This window comes from Lacticaseibacillus rhamnosus (genome assembly GCF_900636965.1).
In the GTDB taxonomy this organism is placed as follows: Bacteria; Bacillota; Bacilli; order Lactobacillales; family Lactobacillaceae; genus Lacticaseibacillus; species Lacticaseibacillus rhamnosus.
In genome coordinates, this window is the sequence record NZ_LR134331.1 from 540,229 (window position 1) to 557,250 (window position 17,022).

Annotated in this window: 15 protein-coding genes and 1 pseudogene; 13 read left to right on the top strand and 3 right to left on the bottom strand. The window is 48.1% G+C overall.

Annotated elements, in window-relative coordinates; all coding sequences use genetic code 11:
- The first annotated feature begins 41 nt into the window (after positions 1 to 41).
- The 3 genes and pseudogenes from EL173_RS02695 to EL173_RS02710 all read left to right on the top strand — a co-directional run bounded on the left by EL173_RS02695 (position 42) and on the right by EL173_RS02710 (position 4,128).
- Positions 42 to 1,385 carry a glutamine synthetase family protein gene (locus tag EL173_RS02695; RefSeq protein ID WP_005691662.1) on the top strand — a complete coding sequence of 448 codons (1,344 nt, stop codon included), beginning with the start codon at positions 42 to 44 and terminating at the stop codon, positions 1,383 to 1,385.
- 209 nt (positions 1,386 to 1,594) lie between these two features.
- Positions 1,595 to 2,737 (top strand): amidohydrolase family protein, encoded by a 1,143-nt coding sequence (locus EL173_RS02705; protein WP_015764252.1) that lies wholly within the window; start codon positions 1,595 to 1,597, stop codon positions 2,735 to 2,737.
- 36 nt (positions 2,738 to 2,773) lie between these two features.
- Positions 2,774 to 4,128, top strand: a pseudogene (locus EL173_RS02710) (APC family permease).
- A gap of 109 nt (positions 4,129 to 4,237) precedes the next feature.
- Here the strand turns inward: EL173_RS02710 and EL173_RS02715 are convergent.
- Positions 4,238 to 4,663, bottom strand: coding sequence for a MerR family transcriptional regulator (locus tag EL173_RS02715; protein WP_005691667.1), 426 nt, complete (start codon positions 4,661 to 4,663; stop codon positions 4,238 to 4,240).
- A 177-nt stretch (positions 4,664 to 4,840) separates the two neighbouring features.
- Here EL173_RS02715 and EL173_RS02720 point away from each other — a divergent pair, with 177 nt between their 5' ends.
- Complete coding sequence (locus EL173_RS02720; protein WP_014571137.1) at positions 4,841 to 5,707, top strand: aldo/keto reductase; 867 nt, start codon at positions 4,841 to 4,843, stop codon at positions 5,705 to 5,707.
- Positions 5,708 to 5,886: 179 nt separating this feature from the next.
- Here EL173_RS02720 and EL173_RS02725 read toward each other — a convergent pair whose 3' ends face one another.
- A complete protein-coding gene (locus EL173_RS02725) occupies positions 5,887 to 6,909 on the bottom strand; it encodes a zinc-binding alcohol dehydrogenase family protein (RefSeq protein ID WP_005691670.1) in 1,023 nt (340 codons plus the stop codon).
- 103 nt (positions 6,910 to 7,012) lie between these two features.
- On the opposite strand from EL173_RS02725, the gene EL173_RS02730 reads away from it, so the two are divergent.
- On the top strand, positions 7,013 to 7,357 hold the full coding sequence (locus EL173_RS02730; protein ID WP_005684245.1) for a winged helix-turn-helix transcriptional regulator: 345 nt from the start codon (positions 7,013 to 7,015) through the stop codon (positions 7,355 to 7,357).
- Between the two features lie 73 nt (positions 7,358 to 7,430).
- On the opposite strand, the gene EL173_RS02735 is transcribed toward EL173_RS02730, so the two are convergent.
- A complete protein-coding gene (locus tag EL173_RS02735) occupies positions 7,431 to 8,183 on the bottom strand; it encodes a sulfite exporter TauE/SafE family protein (RefSeq protein WP_005684244.1) in 753 nt (250 codons plus the stop codon).
- 225 nt (positions 8,184 to 8,408) lie between these two features.
- On the opposite strand from EL173_RS02735, the gene EL173_RS02740 reads away from it, so the two are divergent.
- The 8 genes from EL173_RS02740 (at position 8,409) to EL173_RS02775 (ending at position 16,836) form a co-directional block, all read left to right on the top strand.
- Complete coding sequence (locus EL173_RS02740) at positions 8,409 to 9,548, top strand: hypothetical protein (protein ID WP_005691673.1); 1,140 nt, start codon at positions 8,409 to 8,411, stop codon at positions 9,546 to 9,548.
- 125 nt (positions 9,549 to 9,673) lie between these two features.
- A complete protein-coding gene (locus tag EL173_RS02745) occupies positions 9,674 to 10,408 on the top strand; it encodes an ABC transporter ATP-binding protein (RefSeq protein ID WP_005691675.1) in 735 nt (244 codons plus the stop codon).
- Positions 10,401 to 12,017 carry an MFS transporter gene (locus EL173_RS02750; protein WP_019728489.1) on the top strand — a complete coding sequence of 539 codons (1,617 nt, stop codon included), beginning with the start codon at positions 10,401 to 10,403 and terminating at the stop codon, positions 12,015 to 12,017. The genes EL173_RS02745 and EL173_RS02750 overlap by 8 nt, the downstream gene beginning before the upstream one ends.
- A 206-nt stretch (positions 12,018 to 12,223) precedes the next feature.
- Positions 12,224 to 12,904, top strand: a complete 681-nt coding sequence (locus EL173_RS02755) for a response regulator transcription factor (protein ID WP_014571139.1) — start codon at positions 12,224 to 12,226, stop codon at positions 12,902 to 12,904.
- Positions 12,892 to 14,016 (top strand): HAMP domain-containing sensor histidine kinase, encoded by a 1,125-nt coding sequence (locus tag EL173_RS02760; RefSeq protein WP_005691681.1) that lies wholly within the window; start codon positions 12,892 to 12,894, stop codon positions 14,014 to 14,016. The genes EL173_RS02755 and EL173_RS02760 overlap by 13 nt, the downstream gene beginning before the upstream one ends.
- A gap of 191 nt (positions 14,017 to 14,207) precedes the next feature.
- Complete coding sequence (locus EL173_RS02765; protein WP_005691683.1) at positions 14,208 to 15,107, top strand: ABC transporter ATP-binding protein; 900 nt, start codon at positions 14,208 to 14,210, stop codon at positions 15,105 to 15,107.
- A gap of 12 nt (positions 15,108 to 15,119) precedes the next feature.
- Positions 15,120 to 16,247, top strand: coding sequence for an ABC transporter permease (locus tag EL173_RS02770; RefSeq protein ID WP_014571140.1), 1,128 nt, complete (start codon positions 15,120 to 15,122; stop codon positions 16,245 to 16,247).
- Complete coding sequence (locus EL173_RS02775; RefSeq protein WP_005691687.1) at positions 16,207 to 16,836, top strand: hypothetical protein; 630 nt, start codon at positions 16,207 to 16,209, stop codon at positions 16,834 to 16,836. Before EL173_RS02770 ends, EL173_RS02775 begins: the two co-directional genes overlap by 41 nt.
- Positions 16,837 to 17,022 lie beyond the last annotated feature (186 nt).

Consider the following 17,022-nt stretch of genomic DNA (forward strand, 5'->3'; position numbering starts at 1 on the left):
TTTAAGACGGCAAGCATGATGAAAAGGGGCTGAGGTTAGCAATGAATGAAGAAGCTGTGATTGAGCAATTGACAGAAAAGCAAACCGAGCTGATCGAGTTTCTGTATGTGGATTATAACGGCCTGACACGAGGAAAGGTGATTCCACTAGCAAGTTTGAAAGCTAAACTGGCAGATGGCATTGGCTTGACCAAGGCAACCTTGAATGTCAGCGAGCGCGATACGATTTTACCGGTGCAGGATATGACGCCAATCGGGGAGTTGCGGCTGGTTGGCGATCCGGCTTCGGCCCATGTGCTGCCATATATGCCGCAAGTAGCCACTTTAATGGGTGACATTTATAACCTCGATAAAACGCCTTATGCATCAGATCCGCGGTCGATATTGAAGCGTGTTGTTGAGCAGCTTGCGGATGCTGGGTTCAGTGTGAAAATGACCTATGAAAACGAGTTTGAGTTATTTACTGGCGACAAGGATCATCGGGAGCCTGCGATGCCGCGGGTTGCTTTTTCAACTGAGTCAATGGACTTTGCTTATCCTTTTATTCTCAAAGCGATTAATCAGCTTCAACAAGTCGGGATTATGCCGAATGCGTATTATCCGGAAGGCGGGATTGGCCAGCATGAATTGAGCATGTTGCCGCAAGATCCGGTAACGGCCGCGGATAATGAAGTGATTTATAAGCGGATTATCAAAAATACGGCTAAGGATTTCGATCTCTATGCATCCTTTGCACCAAAACCGCTTGTGGATTCGGCTGGCTCCGGAGCGCACATTCACTTTTCGTTGTGGCAAGACCAAAAAGATGCTTTTTTTGATGACGATGCGCCGATGCATTTGTCGCAGACCGGTCAGTATTTTGTGGGGGGCATTTTGAAACATATTCAAGGTTTGCTGGCATTAACCTGTCCGTCAGTCAATTCGTATCAACGCCTCGCCCCGGGACATTGGAGTAGTGCTTATGCGACATATGGTCAGGATAATCGCGAAGCCGCCGTGCGAATTCCGTCAACGGCCTGGAGCGATCCAGCCAGCTCGATGAACATTGAATTAAAAGCGAGTGACGCCACGGCCAATCCATACTTAGCGTTTGCAGGGCTATTAGCGGCCGGACTTGATGGCATCACCCACCAACTGCAACCTGGTGACTATTGCGATGTCGATCCGGCCAGCCTTAGCGATGCGGAACGCGCGGCAAAAGGTATCCGACGCTTGCCGCGAACATTAGGTCAGGCAGTTGATGCATTTGTGGCGGATCCGCTATTTCAGGATTTGTTCGGCGCTCAGCTGGTAGATGCTTATGCAAAAATCAAGCGTGAAGATGACCACTACTATGGCAAGTTGGAACTGGAAAAGATTGCCGCATTGCATCGGGAATTGTATTGATTGTAGGAAAATTTTAAGCCAGCGCCGATCCGTACGATTTCATTTACCCGCACCGGATCACGCTCACCATAACGCGTTCACCGGCGCAGAAGTCTGCGTGTAAGGACCTTGGTCGCAATGACCAAACCCGGGTCATCACGCCCAAGGCCGCTTACACTCCGACTTCTACCGCGCCGGATCACGCTCACTTTCTTTGAGGAGGTTTCATTTTGGACGACTTAACGGAATTTGTCGACCAAGTCCCATTGTTGGACCATCACTGTCACTTTTTGATTAATGGCAAAGTGCCGGATCGGGATGAACGATTGGCACAGGTTTCGACTGAAGCGGATAATGATTATCCCTTAGCCGATACCAAAAACCGCCTTGCTTATCATGGCTTTTTGGCTTTAGCAAAGCAGTTTGCCCTTGATGCCAAGCACCCGTTAGCAGCGATGAATGATCCGGGGTATGCAACCTATAATCAGCGCATTTTTAGCTATTATCATTTTCAGGAGTTGTTGATTGATACTGGATTTGTGCCCGATGATGCGATTTTGGATTTAGATGAAACCGCTAAATTGACTGGGGTTCCGGTTAAAGCCATTTATCGGCTGGAGACGCATGCTGAAGCGCTGATGTTGCAGCATGATAACTTTGCTGCGTGGTGGCAGGCGTTGCGTGATGATATTCGCCAAGCTAAAGAACGTGGTTTTGTCGGATTTAAGTCGATTGCGGCTTACCGCGTGGGCTTGCACATTGAGCCGGTTAATCTGATGGAAGCGGCAGCAGGGTTTGATACCTGGAAACAGTCTGGTGAAACCCGGCTGACGTCAAAGCCGTTGATTGATTACATCTTGTACCACGCGGCGCCGCTAATTATCGCCCAAGACCTGCCGCTTCAGTTTCATGTTGGTTATGGCGACGCGGATACGGATATGTATCTAGGTAACCCGCTGTTGATGCGCGACTTTTTAAATGCGTTTGCGAAAAAAGGGCTTAAAGTCGTTTTATTACATTGTTACCCGTATCAGCGGGAGGCTGGTTATCTCGCCAGTGTCTTTCCAAATTTGTATTTTGATATTTCGCTGTTGGACAATCTTGGTCCCAGCGGCGTGCGGCGGGTGTTCAATGAGGCAGTTGAACTGGCGCCGTATACCCGGATACTATTTGCGTCTGATGCGAGCACGTATCCGGAAATGTACGGCTTAGCGGCGCAGCAATTTAAGCAGGCACTCATCGCGCATTTTTCACCGTTGCCATTTGTCGATTTAGCCCAGAAAAAAGCGTGGATCAACGCCATCTGCTGGGAAACCGCGGCTAAGCTCTACCACCAAGAGGATGAGTTTAAGCCCACAGATCCGCACCGCTAAAAGCGAGTTTGCTAATAGAGGAGAAACAAACCCATTATGGAAAAACGTAAAAAATTAACCTTACTTGAGGTCTTTGGTCTTTCAATCGCCATGGTTGCTCCCACTGGCGCCATGTCGTTTAACACCGCAAGTGCCGCCGCAATGCCGGGATCAATATGCCAATTGCTTTCTTGCTTGGTGGCATTGGTGTCTTGTTTGTGGCCATTTCGTTTGTTGAGCTAGGCAAGCGCATCCCTGGCGATGGTTCGGCATATGCTTACAATGCCAAAGCGCTTGGCGAAAAGGCCGGCTTCATTTCCGGCTGGTTGTTGGTGCTGACCTACGTGACCTTTGTGTTCAGTTCCGGCGCCATTGTCGGAAACTTTGCCAATGTCTTTCTAAGTCACTTAGGCATCCATTTGCCAGTCAATTTATACAATATTATCGTCCTGTTGTTAGGGGGCTGGCTCAGTCATAAAGGCATTGAGTTCTCCACTCGTTTGACCTTGGTGCTGGAATTGCTGGCGGCTTTAGTGTTGAGTGTGTTGACTGTCGTGATTATTTTCTCCGGCGGTCGCAGCGGTAATTCGGTGCAGCCGTTGATCCCTCAGCCCCACATGGCAACTGGCTTAGGCATGGGGATGGTGTTTGCTCTGATGTCATTTGCCGGGTTTGAAGGTTCAGCAACCATTGCTCCGCGCGCCACGAATCCACGCAAGGCGATCAGTATTGCGCTGCTAGGTGCGGTAAGCTTTGCGGCAATTTTCTATTTCTTGGTGAGTTACGCGGAAGTCATCGGTTTTGGCTCGGCACACATTGGCGATCTTGCCAAAAGTACCGCGCCAATGAACTTCCTGGCGACCCATTATCTCGGCACCAACGCGGCGATCTTTATGGACTTTGCCGCCATGGTGAGCTACTTTGCCTGTTACTTCGGCGCACTCAATGCTGGGGCCTTCATGCTGGAAGCACTTGGGAAAAGTGGGTATCTGCATCCATGGTTGGCGGAAGAAACCGGGGACAAGCAGACGCCGACGCATGCGCTTGATAGCATCACGGGGCTGGCGTTGATTGTGTATGTCATTTTTGCAATCGGCTTGGGCGTTAGTGCCAGTGATATGTACAACTGGTTTGGTACGATTGGGATGCTGGGCTTGCTGACAGTGTATGTGCTGGTGAATATTGGCGCGATTGTTTATTTCCGCAAAGATAAAGGCCGCTCAATGTTCAAACATGTGCTTGCTCCTGTCATTGGGATTCTGGTCCTCATCTATCCTATCTACACCAGTCTTTGGCCCATTCCGGCATTTCCAATGAACACCTTCCCGTACATTGCAATCGCTTGGTTCCTCATTGGCCTCTGGGTGGCAGCAAAACGGCGTAAGGTCACAACGCGGCTAGAAGATTTTTAAATCATTCCTGAATCCATCAAAAAACGCCTGCCATCATCGCGATGCAGGCGTTTTTTTGATCCCATATTGGGTGTCTAAACTAGAGACATTTTCAAAATCGTCAGCGGTTTTAGTCAGTCCCCGCGACTTTTTCATGGGCTGTGCCGGTTTTGACGTATTTTTCCGTGCCATCAGCAACGGCCTGGCGATAATAATGCTGCTTGTATTCAATCGTGTTAAGGGTTTGGCGCAGTTGCTGCATTTGAGTTTCAACGGACTCATGAAGATGATTGAAAAAGTCCAGCCGCTTTTCCAGTGTCGTGTCGCCTTCCAGCGTCCACTGCATGAAGGTGCGGATATCTTTAATCGACATGCCAGCAGTTTTGAGACAGTTGATCATTTCCAGCGCGCCGAGATTGTGGTCGTCAAAACAGCGAACCCCGGCAGGATCTTTCTTGAGATCGGGAATGAGACCTTCTTTATCATAGTAGCGGATGGTGGGGACGGAGAGATGCGTGATGGCAGCGACTTCGCCAATCGAATAAGATACGGACATATGAACCTCCAATGGTGATGACTAAAGATAATTTAAAAAATAGTTGCCCTAAAGTTGACTTTAGGGGCTAGGCTGAGTGTAGCACTTATCAAAACAAGTGCAAAAAAGTTGATCATGCTAGGGTGCTTTTTCAATTCGTTGAAAACACCCGGCGAAAGTCAAAAGAGGGATGAAAACTTGTTAGAAGAAACGTATCTATTAGCCAATGGGGTTAAGATCCCTAAAATTGGTTTTGGCACTTGGATGATTGCAGACAATGCCGCTGCAGCAACGGCCGTGCACGAGGCGATCGACGCTGGTTACCGACATATCGATACAGCCGAAGCTTATGGTAATGAAGTCGGCGTGGGCGAAGGCGTGCGGGCAGCCGGTATTGCGCGGCAGGACATTTTCGTCAACACCAAGTTAGCCGCAGAGATCAAGGAACACGATGCAGCAGTTAAAGCAATTGACGAGTCGCTGCAAAAACTGAATTTGGATTATATCGACATGATGATCATTCACGCACCGAAGCCATGGGCAAAATACGATGAGCCTGACCGTTACTTTGAAGGCAACCTGGAAGCATGGCGGGCGCTGGAAGAAGCGTATAAAGCTGGCAAACTGAGGGCGATCGGTGTGTCTAATTTTGATCCCACCGATCTCAGGAATCTGTTGGATCATGCCGAGATTGCGCCAATGGTTGACCAAGTGTTAGCACACATTACCCAGACGCCGTTTAAAACAATTGAATTTGCCAAACAACATCATATTCTGGTTGAGGCATATTCACCGTTTGGACATGGTGAAATGTTCAAAAATCAGGCAATTAAGCAGATGGCGGAAAAGTATCACGTTTCAGTGGCACAATTAGGGATGCGATATTTATTGCAGCTAGGCCTGTTACCGCTGCCGAAGACGGTCAAACCGGAACATATGAAGGCGAATGCCGAGGTTGACTTTGAGATCAATGAAACCGACATGTCGACGCTTGAACACATGAAGCCATTGACAGACTATGGTCAGTATCAGTCTTTCCCGGTTTATAGTGATCGGTTAAGTTGAGAACAGACTATTGATTGCGTACAGACCAACAAAAAAGAGCGGCAGTGAGTCGCTCGCTTTTGTTAGTCAACTTTAGACGCATACACTAACTTTTGTGAAGTTTTAAATACTGTTTCAGCCGCAATGCTTAGCGATTTGGTCCTGCTTTGATCACTCTTAGGCGTCTATATGCCAGCAAATTATGCCCATGGTCCAGCAACCACAATCTTCCCGATCATGTGTCCGGATTCAACGAGTGCATGTGCCTGACGCAGGTTTGCGGCATTAAGCGGTTGTAGTGTCTTAGTCAAGGTGCATTGCAGCGTGCCTTTGTCGAGAAGCGCGGCAACTTGATCAAGAATGGCGCCTTGCGAATCTAGGCCATAGCCATACCAAGACTTTGAGAACATCCACTCCCACGCAAATGTTGCCCGCTTCTTAGTGAGTTTCTGCAAGTTGATGCCGTGGCGATTTTCGGTAATAGCCGCGACCCAACCATCAGGACGAATCATGGTGGCGATCTCGGACCAGTGCTCGTCTAGATGCGACAGATTAAGGATATAATCGACATCTTTAAACCCGGCTGCCTTCAGCTGCGGTGGTAATGGCTTGCGGTGGTTTAAAACGTGATCAGCACCATGATCCTGTACCCATTTTTGTGATTCGGGACGTGAAGCGGTTGCCAGAACCTGCAGACCGGCCAGATGCGCTAACTGTGTCGCCATGGAACCGACACCGCCGGAACCGTTGATAATTAAGATCGTATGATGCCGATTTTCTGCAGTTGCATCCGGCGAAATATGTAACTTTTCAAACAACGCTTCCCATGCGGTGAGACTGGTTAGTGGCATGGCGGCTGCTTGGGCATCGTTCAGGTTCTTCGGTGCGTGACCGACAATGCGTTCATCGACTAACTGATATTCGGCATCGCTTCCGGAGCGTTTATAACTACCAGCGTAGAAGACCCGATCACCAACTCTAAAGCGCGTGACATCTTGACCCACAGCATTGACGGTACCAACAGCATCCCATCCCAACACTTTAGGCTGAGCCAACTGCGCGTGCCCTGCTCCTCGTGTACCTGTGTCAACAGGATTAACAGACACAGCACGAACATTCACTAGAAGGTCGTGACCAGTGGGGGTTGGCTTAGAAAGGGTCAGATCTTCTAAACTACGAGCATCTTGAATGGGTAAATGTTGCGTAAAACCAATTGCTTTCATTGAAGTAGCTTCCTTTCGCTAAGTTTCACCTTGTATGTTAGCGGGCATGTTCTAAAATAGTAAGTGAGTAAATTGTAAGTAACTTAAAAAAGGAAGTCCTATGATGTCAGGCGAACTTTATGATTGTGCGGCTGGGTGTCCAGTTCAAAATACAGTTGACATTATTTCAGGTAAATGGAAAAGTGTGATCCTATACCATCTTTTTCAGGGTGACGCGACACGGTTCAGTACGCTTAATAAAGCCATCCCATCAGTAACTGAACGGATGTTGGCATTACAATTAGCACAGCTAGAAGCGGATCATGTCATTACTAAAAAGCCAGGTGACGCCGATGGACGAGCCACAGAATACGGACTAACAGAATTCGGGCAGACACTGGCACCAGTGATCCAAGCGATGGCAACCTGGGGCGAGGCTTATCAAGCACGACAAAAAGCGACCGCCTGACTGGACATACTGAAGATGAACATTAAAAAGCATCGTTGGGATTTTTAAATGGTCCCCAACGATGCTTTTTATGCTATAAATACGCCTGATAGAACAGGAAAACCGCAAGCCCAAGTGCAAAGATACCGACTGCAGTTTTAATAATGCGAGATGGGATCAAGCGAACAATGACCGGTCCGAGAAAACCACCTGCAAATAAGCCGATGCAGACCGGGATTAGGACACCCCAGGCAATTGGCATTGAGAAGATAAACATGATGGATGTCACTAGGTTATTCACAAGTGAGGCAAGATTGCGCATGGCATTGTAGGTGGCATAAGGGCCTTCAACAAGTCGCGAAAGTACGGCCACCATCAGCAATCCGGCACCGGCACCAAAATAGCCAACATAAATACCGACTAACATCACCAGCACATAGCCCAACCACCGCAAGTGCTGACGCGTAGAACTGTTACTGCTTGCGGGTTTGGGTGGCATTAGAATCAAGACGCCAGCCAAAAAGATGATAAACGGGACGACTCTTTTGAATCCTGCGTTGGAACTATGAATTAAAATAAGAGCCCCAAAAACGCCGCCAATGGTATTAAGCAACGTGATGACAAGCGCCTGATGCCAGTGATCTTTTAATTCGTGGCGAGAAGCAGCAACCGCAGATGAACCGCTAAATAAAAGTCCAATTGTATTGGTAGCGTTAGCTGTAATCGGCGCCACGCCAACTGACAATAGCACCGGATAAAGCGTGAGTGCTGCCATCCCGACAATACCGTTGAGAATGCCGGCAAGTAGACTCATGCCTAGTAAGAAAAGGATGGTTTCGATTGTCATGAATTCGCCTCGTTTTGCTTTAGCTGAAATTATATATCTTTGATACCAGAAATTCGTTAATAGTGCATCTTTTACACATCTGAAAAGGTGATTCAATTGATGTTAGTGTGCGGTCGTTTTGCATGATAAGCAAAATAATTGAATGATACGGACTTCATGACATAATAAATGGAACCCAACTTACGGTTAAATTGAGTAAAACGCATTGACGTCTGAGGAGCTTTTATGACTAAGAAAGTTTACCGCATTCTCATCCCAACCCTAACCTTTTTCTACCTATGGCTTGCCCTAGGTGGCCTTGATCAAGCTGCAAAACTCTGGCTTAAACTGGTCATCATCGCAATCGGGGCCTTTTTAAGTCTGCTTTGGATTCGAATGGTTCGGTTGCCGCCTTTTCGTGAGGTGCGGCACTTGTGGCATCAAATTGAAACGCTGCAGTTTATGATTGTTTCTGATCCGAAGAACCGGCTAGATTTGTTGAAGCGGCGCGTTTTTGCCGATCAGGCGCGACATTTTCGCGGGTTGGCCGTTTATAGTTATGTCTTGAGTATGCTGTCAGGACTGATTTTAGATGGGCTGGGATTTGTGCGAGTAAGCGATTTTGTGGTGACGATTGGCTGGACATTAGCGCTGATGGTGCTCATCACGGTGTATATTATTGGCGCCATTCAGGCATTTGCCACGCACTTAATTCGAACCTTTGTGAGTTTGCAGCTGTTTGCCCCGTTGGCTTTGCTGATTGGCCTGAATATAACCGGAATCATGCCTGACTTCAGTGCTTTCCGCGATTATATTCTATATTACCTGCTGTTGAGCATCACGATTTCTGCGGTAATGATTGTGATGGTGCCGAATTATCAGTTGCGGGTGTTGACGAATTATATTCCTGCGATTAATGCGACGAGCACGGTGATCATTTTTCTGCTGGCGGAGTTTGGCAATACGGCGATGGCAGGCATTGCGCATCAGATTAGTCAAGGACTTGATTTATCGCCGACACTGACGGCTAGTTTGTTTGGGCCGAAAATGATTGCGGCGATTCGCGAATTGCTAACGCTGGTCAGTATTGTGTTTCTCATCAGCGGCAACGTTATTTCCGCGGTGATGACGCATTATCGAGTGAAGAGTGAAAATCAATTGAAGCAAGTGCTGGCTGACATCACGCTTCCGATTTCGTCAACGGATTATCAAAGGTTGCGATCAATTGTTTATCACGGCTTAGCTTATAATGCGTTGTTGATTATTGGTCGGCAGGATCTTTATCAGGCTGTCTGCACTTATGAACGGCAACATGGTCTGGAGCCGCCTGCAGAGGAAGCAACCCAGTCCAAACGTCGCTGGTTTGAATGGCCCAAACGGCATTAGCCTTGGCAGACACCTTAAGTAAAGTTACATCCGTTTTTTAAATTAGTTTTGCCATTTAAGCGGTATAGGCAAAAATGGTCTGCTATACTTAGAAAAAATCTTTGGATTGCTAAGAAGGTGAGCCCATGAAACAACTGGAAATTGCACATTTGGATAAGGCGTTTGATCAGCAGGTTTTGTTTAAAGATGCTAACTATACGTTTAAACAAGGAAAAATCTATGGCTTGCTAGGGCGCAACGGTTCGGGAAAGTCGACTTTATTTAACATGATTGTGCGTAACTTGCCGCATGATCATGGCACGATCGCAATTGATGCCGATGATGGTCAAGGATTGATCACGGATTATGCGGACACATCGGTGGGCATGGTTTATACCCAACCGCATTTGCCGGCGTTTATGACCGGGGTGGAGTTTGTGGATTATTTTATGGCGATTAATCGGCAGCGTCTTGAGCAAACCCACACGAGCGTTAAAGCGGCGGATTTCTTTTCATTGGCGGGGTTGTCGCAGGCGGATGCCAATAAGTTGTTGCGCGATTATTCCGAGGGGATGCGCAATAAGTTGCAGATTGTGGTGTCACTAATGCTTAAGCCGCCCGTATTACTGTTAGACGAGCCGCTGACGACGGTGGATGTGGTGGCGGCTCATGAAATGCAACAGATGATTGTCGCGATGAAGGTCGACTCGGTAGTTGTTTTCTCGACCCATATTATGCAGTTAGCACAGGCCATTTGTGACGCGGTGGTGTTGCTGCATGATAAAAAGCTGAGCGAACTGGAAGGTCTGGATATTCACAGTCAGGAATTTGAAGAGGCTGTGATTGCGCGTTTAAGTGATGAGGTGCAGGCAGATGCGTGATGCTTGGCGATATTACTGGTTTCAGGCGCAGGTCAATGCAACGACGATGGTGAATGGGTTCATCTACTTTTTGCGGCGATTTCCGTTTCTAGGTAAAAAGATCCCGACAAAGTGGTACCGGCCAAGTGCTTTGAAAACCCTCATGGCAATTGCGGTTAACTTTTTCACGATTTTGCTAAAACCGGTGACAACGCTTTTGCTAATCGGGTTAGCGTTTTTGGTTGGCAGTGCGTATCACGATTATGTGCATCCACTGGCAACCGATCTTTCACTGCGCGTCATGATCGCGGTACTGGTTTATCTGGTGGGCTTTCTCATGTTTCGCGGCTTGGTATTCCGCAATTTGCCGCTGAGCCTCAAGTCGGTTAAATTAGGTGATTATTTTGCCTTGGATCGGCCGGCACTGGTGCGCGGGTTGATGCTGATGGATCAAATCAGTGGCGTTGTACTTGGACCACTATTGCCTATGTTTGCGCTCGCCTTGTTGACGCAGCATATGTGGCTGTTTTTGGTTGGACTGCCGATTGCCATTTTCGGGTGGTTATGGCCGAGTTTCATTCCGCGGTTGCTTTGGGCACACTGGCGGCTGGGATTGCTGGTGCAGATTGGGTACTGGCTGAGTTTACTGGGACTCCCCATTGGCTTAGTGGTAACCGGAAAATTAGCCGCCTTTACGGTTGGCGTTTTTTCACCGCTGGGCTTTCTGATTGGCTGGGCTGGCGTGGTGCTGACTGGGTGGTATATTTACCGTTTTCCGAATGATAATTCCTTAATCATGGCCTCCATTCAGGATGCGGTGCGGACGTTAAATCTTGTTGCCTCAGCCAAAAAGCAGCAACTTCTCGCGGCAGGAACTGCAATGCAAAAGAAACTGACGCTGGATACCACCGTGGCCCTCAAGTCTGAAAACCGTTCCGGCAGTAATTATCTCAATGCCTTGTTGTTTGCCCGTTACCGCCGCCAGCTATGGAAAAAGTTGCGGACCCGCCTGTTCTGGGTTATTGGACTTGGCGGAGGGCTTTTGATCGCTTTAAAACTTTTCGCTGTCCATAACTTAGGCGATCTGACACCGATCTATGGCGGCATTTTCTTCTTGATGTATTTAACCTCGCTGGGTGGCCAAATTGTTCAGTTGTTATTTGTTAATTGTGACGCGGCAATGTTGTATTATCCTTTTTACCGCCAGCCCAAGACCATTTTAGCGGGATTCTTTTATCGGTTTTGGCACATTGTTCAGTACAATGCAGTGACTGGGTTCACGGTTTTCCTGTTGATTTTTGCACTGCAGTTAATCGCACCGGTAGCAGATCAGGTTAACTTTTATCTGGTCTTGTTGCTGGAAATCTGTGGGCTGATGTTGTTCTTTTCGTTTCACGATCTCTTCATTTACTACCTGCTGCAGCCATTTACGGATGATATGGACGTTGTCTCGCCGCTGTATCGGTTCTTAAGCTTCGGAATGTATTGGGTGGCGTGGCTTTTTACGCAGATTCATTTTTACGGCTATGGTTATGCAATTCTCATTGGTACGGTGACGCTGCTTTATGTCGGGATCGGTACCGCGGTGATTTACCGAGTGGCACCTAAGACTTTCCGGATTCGGTATTAATCTGGCCGCGTTTAGGGTGGAATTTAATGTTAGTTCATGAGCACTGCCAGCAGCTGGCAGTGCTTTTTTAATATCACCCAGCAGATGCCTTGTTGCAAGCGGTTGCGGCAACAGGTAGAGTTGAATTAGGAAACACTTGTTTTGCAATGAATCATAACCGATATAAGTGCGGAGCTAATAGGCTTGGGGCAATGGAGGGTGAAGGCATGCAGACGAAGGTACTGGCGGTGGATGATGATACTGCTATTTTGGCAATGTTGAAGCGATACTTTGCGTGGCGGCTACCGGAGTTTCGATTACTCACAGCAGATGCAGGGCAAGCAGCCTTGAGTCAATTGGCGCAGCAGCCCGACTTGATTTTGCTGGATGTTAATTTACCGGATATTGATGGCTTTACTTTAACCAGTCGAATTCGTGCGATCACTTCTGTCCCCATTATCTTTTTAACCGCACGTATTACCGATCAGGATAAGGTGCAGGGGTTAGGCGCAGGCGGTGATGACTATGTGACCAAGCCATTTAGTCTGACGGAATTAGGTGCACGCATCAAGGCACATGTCAGACGGGCCCATCAGCCGGACAAACAGGCGCAGATTGCCGTTTTTGGGCGGATCATGATTGATTATCATGCGCATCAGGTCTCGGTGGATACGACTTGCCTAAAACTTGAAAATAAGCAATATCAACTGATTGAATGGCTAAGCCTGAATCCGGGGCAGGTGTTTAGCCGCGAGCAGTTGTATGAAAAGATTTGGGGCTACGATGCACAAGGGGATGAGCGGGTGATCACCGAGCACATTCGCCGCATTCGCAAGCTCTTTGATGCCTGTCAGGTAACATCGCCCATCGTAACGGTTTGGGGAGTGGGATATAAATGGCAAAATTAAAAGCACACTTTATGAAGCTATCGATTAAAAAAGCACTTTTACAGATGATTCTGCTGGGAACGATTGTCGCCGGCATCATGATGTTGCTATTTTTACAAGTCTGGCATCTCCTGATGTTTCACTTAACGACGGCTTTAGCGACTCACTGGTTTTTAGGCGGTGTCGGTTTGTATTTTGGCGGAGCAATTATTGGTAGCTTCGCCGTTTTATATGCGGTTATGAATGCGATGGCGCGGATGGTTTATCGGCTTAAGTTTGCACCGCCGTTAGCCCAGTTAAAGGCGGGGGTGGCACATATTCAGGCTCAGGATCTGGATTTTGAACTGCATGCCAAGACAACCGACGAACTGGGGCAATTGGTGGGCGCATTTGAAGCGATGCGCCAGGCCCTTCGCCAAGCACTTGAAGAAGCATGGCAGTTGGTTGAGGATCAAAAACAGGTGAATGCGGCTTTTGCCCATGACCTGCGAACGCCATTGACGGTTTTGCAAGGCAACCTGGAACTTTTGACCATGGCGGATAAGGATGAGCAGCCGGATCAGGCACTCTTGGCTGAGATGCACCAGCAGTTGGATCGGATGACGGCTTTTATCCAAACGATGAGTCATCTTTCCGCGCTTCAAAACCGTCAGCTAACCGGTGAGGCGATGACGCCGGCCGCCTTGGAACAACAACTTAAAGAAGAAGCCAGCAAACTTGTTCCGGCTACCAAAACGGTTACTTGGAAGGTCGAGAACCAGCTGACAACAAACGAGTCGCTTGCAATTGCACCGGATGTGGTACTTGAAGTTTTCGATAATCAACTGACCAATGCTTGTCGGTTTGCCGCTGAGCAGGTGGCGATTCACTTAACCGCAACGGCAAACGGGTTGACGATAAAAGTTGATAATGATGGTCCGCCGTTGACGCCGGGTGAACAAGCTAAAGCCAAGTTGCCGTATTTTTCCAATGATCGTCAAGCCCAACATCTCGGAGTCGGTATGTACATCTGTACGCAATTATGCGCGGCGCATCGGGGTCATTTTACAATTGCCAATCAACCAGATACCCAAGGCGTCAGCACCATTGCCGAATTTGGTTTTTTAACGCCTGCCTCCAGCTCGACTGATTGATCTGATTTTAGGTAAATTGGCTGAGTTGTCAGAAAATTGTCATTTACTTGTTACAGTCTGCTTATCAACATGATGCGTCTGCCAATTTAGAAATTGCAGGTGAGAAAAAACGGGTGCCTTTACTGCACGCGGTTCTCACAGCGCGGTTTTGAACAAACTGGCTCGCTTCATGAATAAGGAGGCTTTTTTTGATGACAACGATTCAGATTGAGCAGTTAGTGAAGCAATATCGTGGCCGACAACAGCCGGCTTTGGATCACGTTTCGTTGAATATCCAGTCAGGAATGTATGGATTATTGGGGAAAAACGGTGCCGGTAAATCCACGTTGATGAAGATTTTGACAACACTTGAGCAACCTACTTCCGGTAAGGTGTTGGTGGATGGCACACCACTTAAAGATGCGCGCAGTATTCGGCGCAAAATTGGGTATCTGCCGCAACAGTTCGGGTTTTATCCAACCATGAAAGTTATTGACGCAATGACCTATTTGGCAATCTTAGCTGAGGTGCCGGCTCGCGAGCAGAAGCGGCGAATTGAGCGGTTACTGGCAGCTGTTCATTTGACAGCTCAGGCGAAAACGAAAGTCAAGGCGTTGTCTGGTGGTATGTTGCAACGGTTAGGCATTGCGCAGGCGCTCGTGAATGAGCCACGGGTTTTGATTGTTGATGAACCCACTGCGGGACTGGACCCGGAAGAACGGATACGATTTCGGAATTTGTTGGCAGATTTTGCTAATGAGCGTTTGGTACTCTTGTCTACTCATATTGTTTCCGATGTTGAGGCAACGACTAATCGTATTGGCATCCTTGATCATGGGCGACTGGTTTTCAATGGGACCACTGACGAGCTTATTGATGCGGCTGCGGGGCATGTTTTTGTCGGTGACTTACCGGTGGCGCAGCTTAAACAGTTTAAGACGCAGTACCAGATTAGTGAACAAACAGCGCACGGGCAGCATATTCGGGTACGCTTTTTAGCTCGTACTCCGTTGGCAACTTGGCAATCGGTTGCGCCAACGTTGGAGGAGGCGTATCTGTATTTACAAACCCAGCATCATCAAGCGTTGGTGAAGACGGTAAGCGGTGTGTGAGGAGGGGTCATTGTGAAGCTGCTTTGGATGGAATTTAAGCGGCAGACGCGAAGTTTAACGTTTGTTATTTACACATTTTTAGTCGTGGCATTTATCGTGATGAATGTCTGGCCATTACTTTCACGAAACTTAACCACCCTGCCGAAATCACCAGCGAGCTACGAAAATATTACGGCGACCGATTATCAGACGCTCAAGACAAACAGTCTGGATCAGTTGCACTACGATTATCGGCATAATTTGTATACGACTTATCCGTTGGGGTTTGCAAAACAAGTGACGTTACGCGCGGCAGACCAGGCAAAAGTTCGGCAGTTGATGACTGAGGCGGAGGATGCAGACACGCGCGCACCCTTGGTTAAAACATTGGCAAAGGTTGATCGGCTCTTGGGTGGACAGTCTGCGTACAGTTCACAAAATATTCAGAATTTTGCTTATCGCCGGATGACGAAAGCCGAAGTCGTCGCGGATCAGCAGCTCATTCGGCAACGTGATCGGGTCACCGGAGCGTTCGCGAGATTGTTTGCGGATATTGCCGGAATCATGATGGGCATTTTACCGACAATTGTGGCCATTGCTTTTTGTACTGCCGATCGCCGGCATCATGCGTTGGCGGTGATTCAAGCCAAGGCGATGACCACGCCGCGTTTATTATTGACGCGGTATGTTGCGAGTTTAGGAAGTTTATTTGCGCCAGTGATTGCGATCGCTATTGCGCTAACGATTCAGGTCGCCGTTTTATACCAAGGGATGTCGTTGGATTATACCGCGATTGTGAAAATGGCCTTTATCTGGGTGTTACCAACGCTCATGGTCAGCAGTGCGGTTGGCTATTTAAGTGCGGCGATTTTTGGCAATTTTATTGGTTTTGGCATTCAAATTGGCTGGTGGTTGGCAACGATGATGGCAGGTGCTCGCCGCGTGAGTGGTAACTACGGATGGTTATTGATCCCGCGGCATAATTCGCTGCACAATGGCGCGTATTACTATGCCCAGCTAAACCAGCTGTTGCAAAATCGGCTCGGATACGCTTTGTTGGCGCTTGGACTGATGGCGTTAACTGCTTGGATCTTGGCTGCACAACGGGGAGGTAAACTACATGCACTCAAGTTTAGGTCGCTTCGTCCGATTAGAAATTAAAACCAACGTCTTGAAAACCAGCCTCATTGCGGTACTCGGCTGGGGACTCATTCCGATTGTTTTTACGCTGACACCGCAGAGTCTGGCACAAGCTGCGATGCCGACTGAGTTGTGGATGCCGTTGCTAGCGATCTTTTGTTTTGGCAGCTTATTTTTACCGGAGCAAACAACAGGGGTAGCAGCAGTTATCAATAGTAAATCGATCCAATTGTGGACGGTTTACGCGGTGCGATTTGCTTGGTATTTTGGCGTGTTGGCAGTGCTGAACGTTACGCTGCTTGGTCTATATCAGATTCAGGGAACGACATTGGCTGCTGGCGTTCTGTTGGGCAATGCGTCGGTTAAGAGTTTATTTATCGGGAGCATCACGCTTGGTAGTTACTGTTGCTCTCAGTCACTTGCGGTGGCGTATTTAATTCCGACCGTCTACTTTGCGCTTTGTATTGGTAGCAATCAATTAGGGGCGTTAAACTTGTTGACCTTAATGCGTCAGCGACCGTTAAGCGATAATTGGTTACAACTAGGGGTTGCGGCGTTTTTGATGATCATTAGCTTTCTTTTGGCGCGGCGGCGGTTGGTAAACAGTTGAAAATAGTTGCTGCATGCAGGCGGCTTGAGCGTGTGACTTTCTGCTACAAGCGGTGGGCCACTTGGCGTATAATAAGCGTGATTAACGTTATCATCACGCGTTTGCCGGTGTAGGGGATTAACTGCTTCGGTGCGCGTTTCATCATAACGCGCTCCCCGGCGCAGGGACCTGCATGTAAGGACCTTG

What these genes read in the sequence shown, in the direction of transcription:
- EL173_RS02740 (WP_005691673.1), top strand. Translation starts at nt 8,409, where the DNA reads ATGACTAAGAAAGTTTACCGCATTCTCATCCCAACCCTAACCTTTTTC.
- EL173_RS02735 (WP_005684244.1), bottom strand. Translation starts at nt 8,183, where the DNA reads ATGACAATCGAAACCATCCTTTTCTTACTAGGCATGAGTCTACTTGCC.
- EL173_RS02745 (WP_005691675.1), top strand. Translation starts at nt 9,674, where the DNA reads ATGAAACAACTGGAAATTGCACATTTGGATAAGGCGTTTGATCAGCAG.
- EL173_RS02715 (WP_005691667.1), bottom strand. Translation starts at nt 4,663, where the DNA reads ATGTCCGTATCTTATTCGATTGGCGAAGTCGCTGCCATCACGCATCTC.
- EL173_RS02730 (WP_005684245.1), top strand. Translation starts at nt 7,013, where the DNA reads ATGTCAGGCGAACTTTATGATTGTGCGGCTGGGTGTCCAGTTCAAAAT.
- EL173_RS02725 (WP_005691670.1), bottom strand. Translation starts at nt 6,909, where the DNA reads ATGAAAGCAATTGGTTTTACGCAACATTTACCCATTCAAGATGCTCGT.
- EL173_RS02765 (WP_005691683.1), top strand. Translation starts at nt 14,208, where the DNA reads ATGACAACGATTCAGATTGAGCAGTTAGTGAAGCAATATCGTGGCCGA.
- EL173_RS02755 (WP_014571139.1), top strand. Translation starts at nt 12,224, where the DNA reads ATGCAGACGAAGGTACTGGCGGTGGATGATGATACTGCTATTTTGGCA.
- EL173_RS02760 (WP_005691681.1), top strand. Translation starts at nt 12,892, where the DNA reads ATGGCAAAATTAAAAGCACACTTTATGAAGCTATCGATTAAAAAAGCA.
- EL173_RS02695 (WP_005691662.1), top strand. Translation starts at nt 42, where the DNA reads ATGAATGAAGAAGCTGTGATTGAGCAATTGACAGAAAAGCAAACCGAG.
- EL173_RS02775 (WP_005691687.1), top strand. Translation starts at nt 16,207, where the DNA reads ATGCACTCAAGTTTAGGTCGCTTCGTCCGATTAGAAATTAAAACCAAC.
- EL173_RS02750 (WP_019728489.1), top strand. Translation starts at nt 10,401, where the DNA reads ATGCGTGATGCTTGGCGATATTACTGGTTTCAGGCGCAGGTCAATGCA.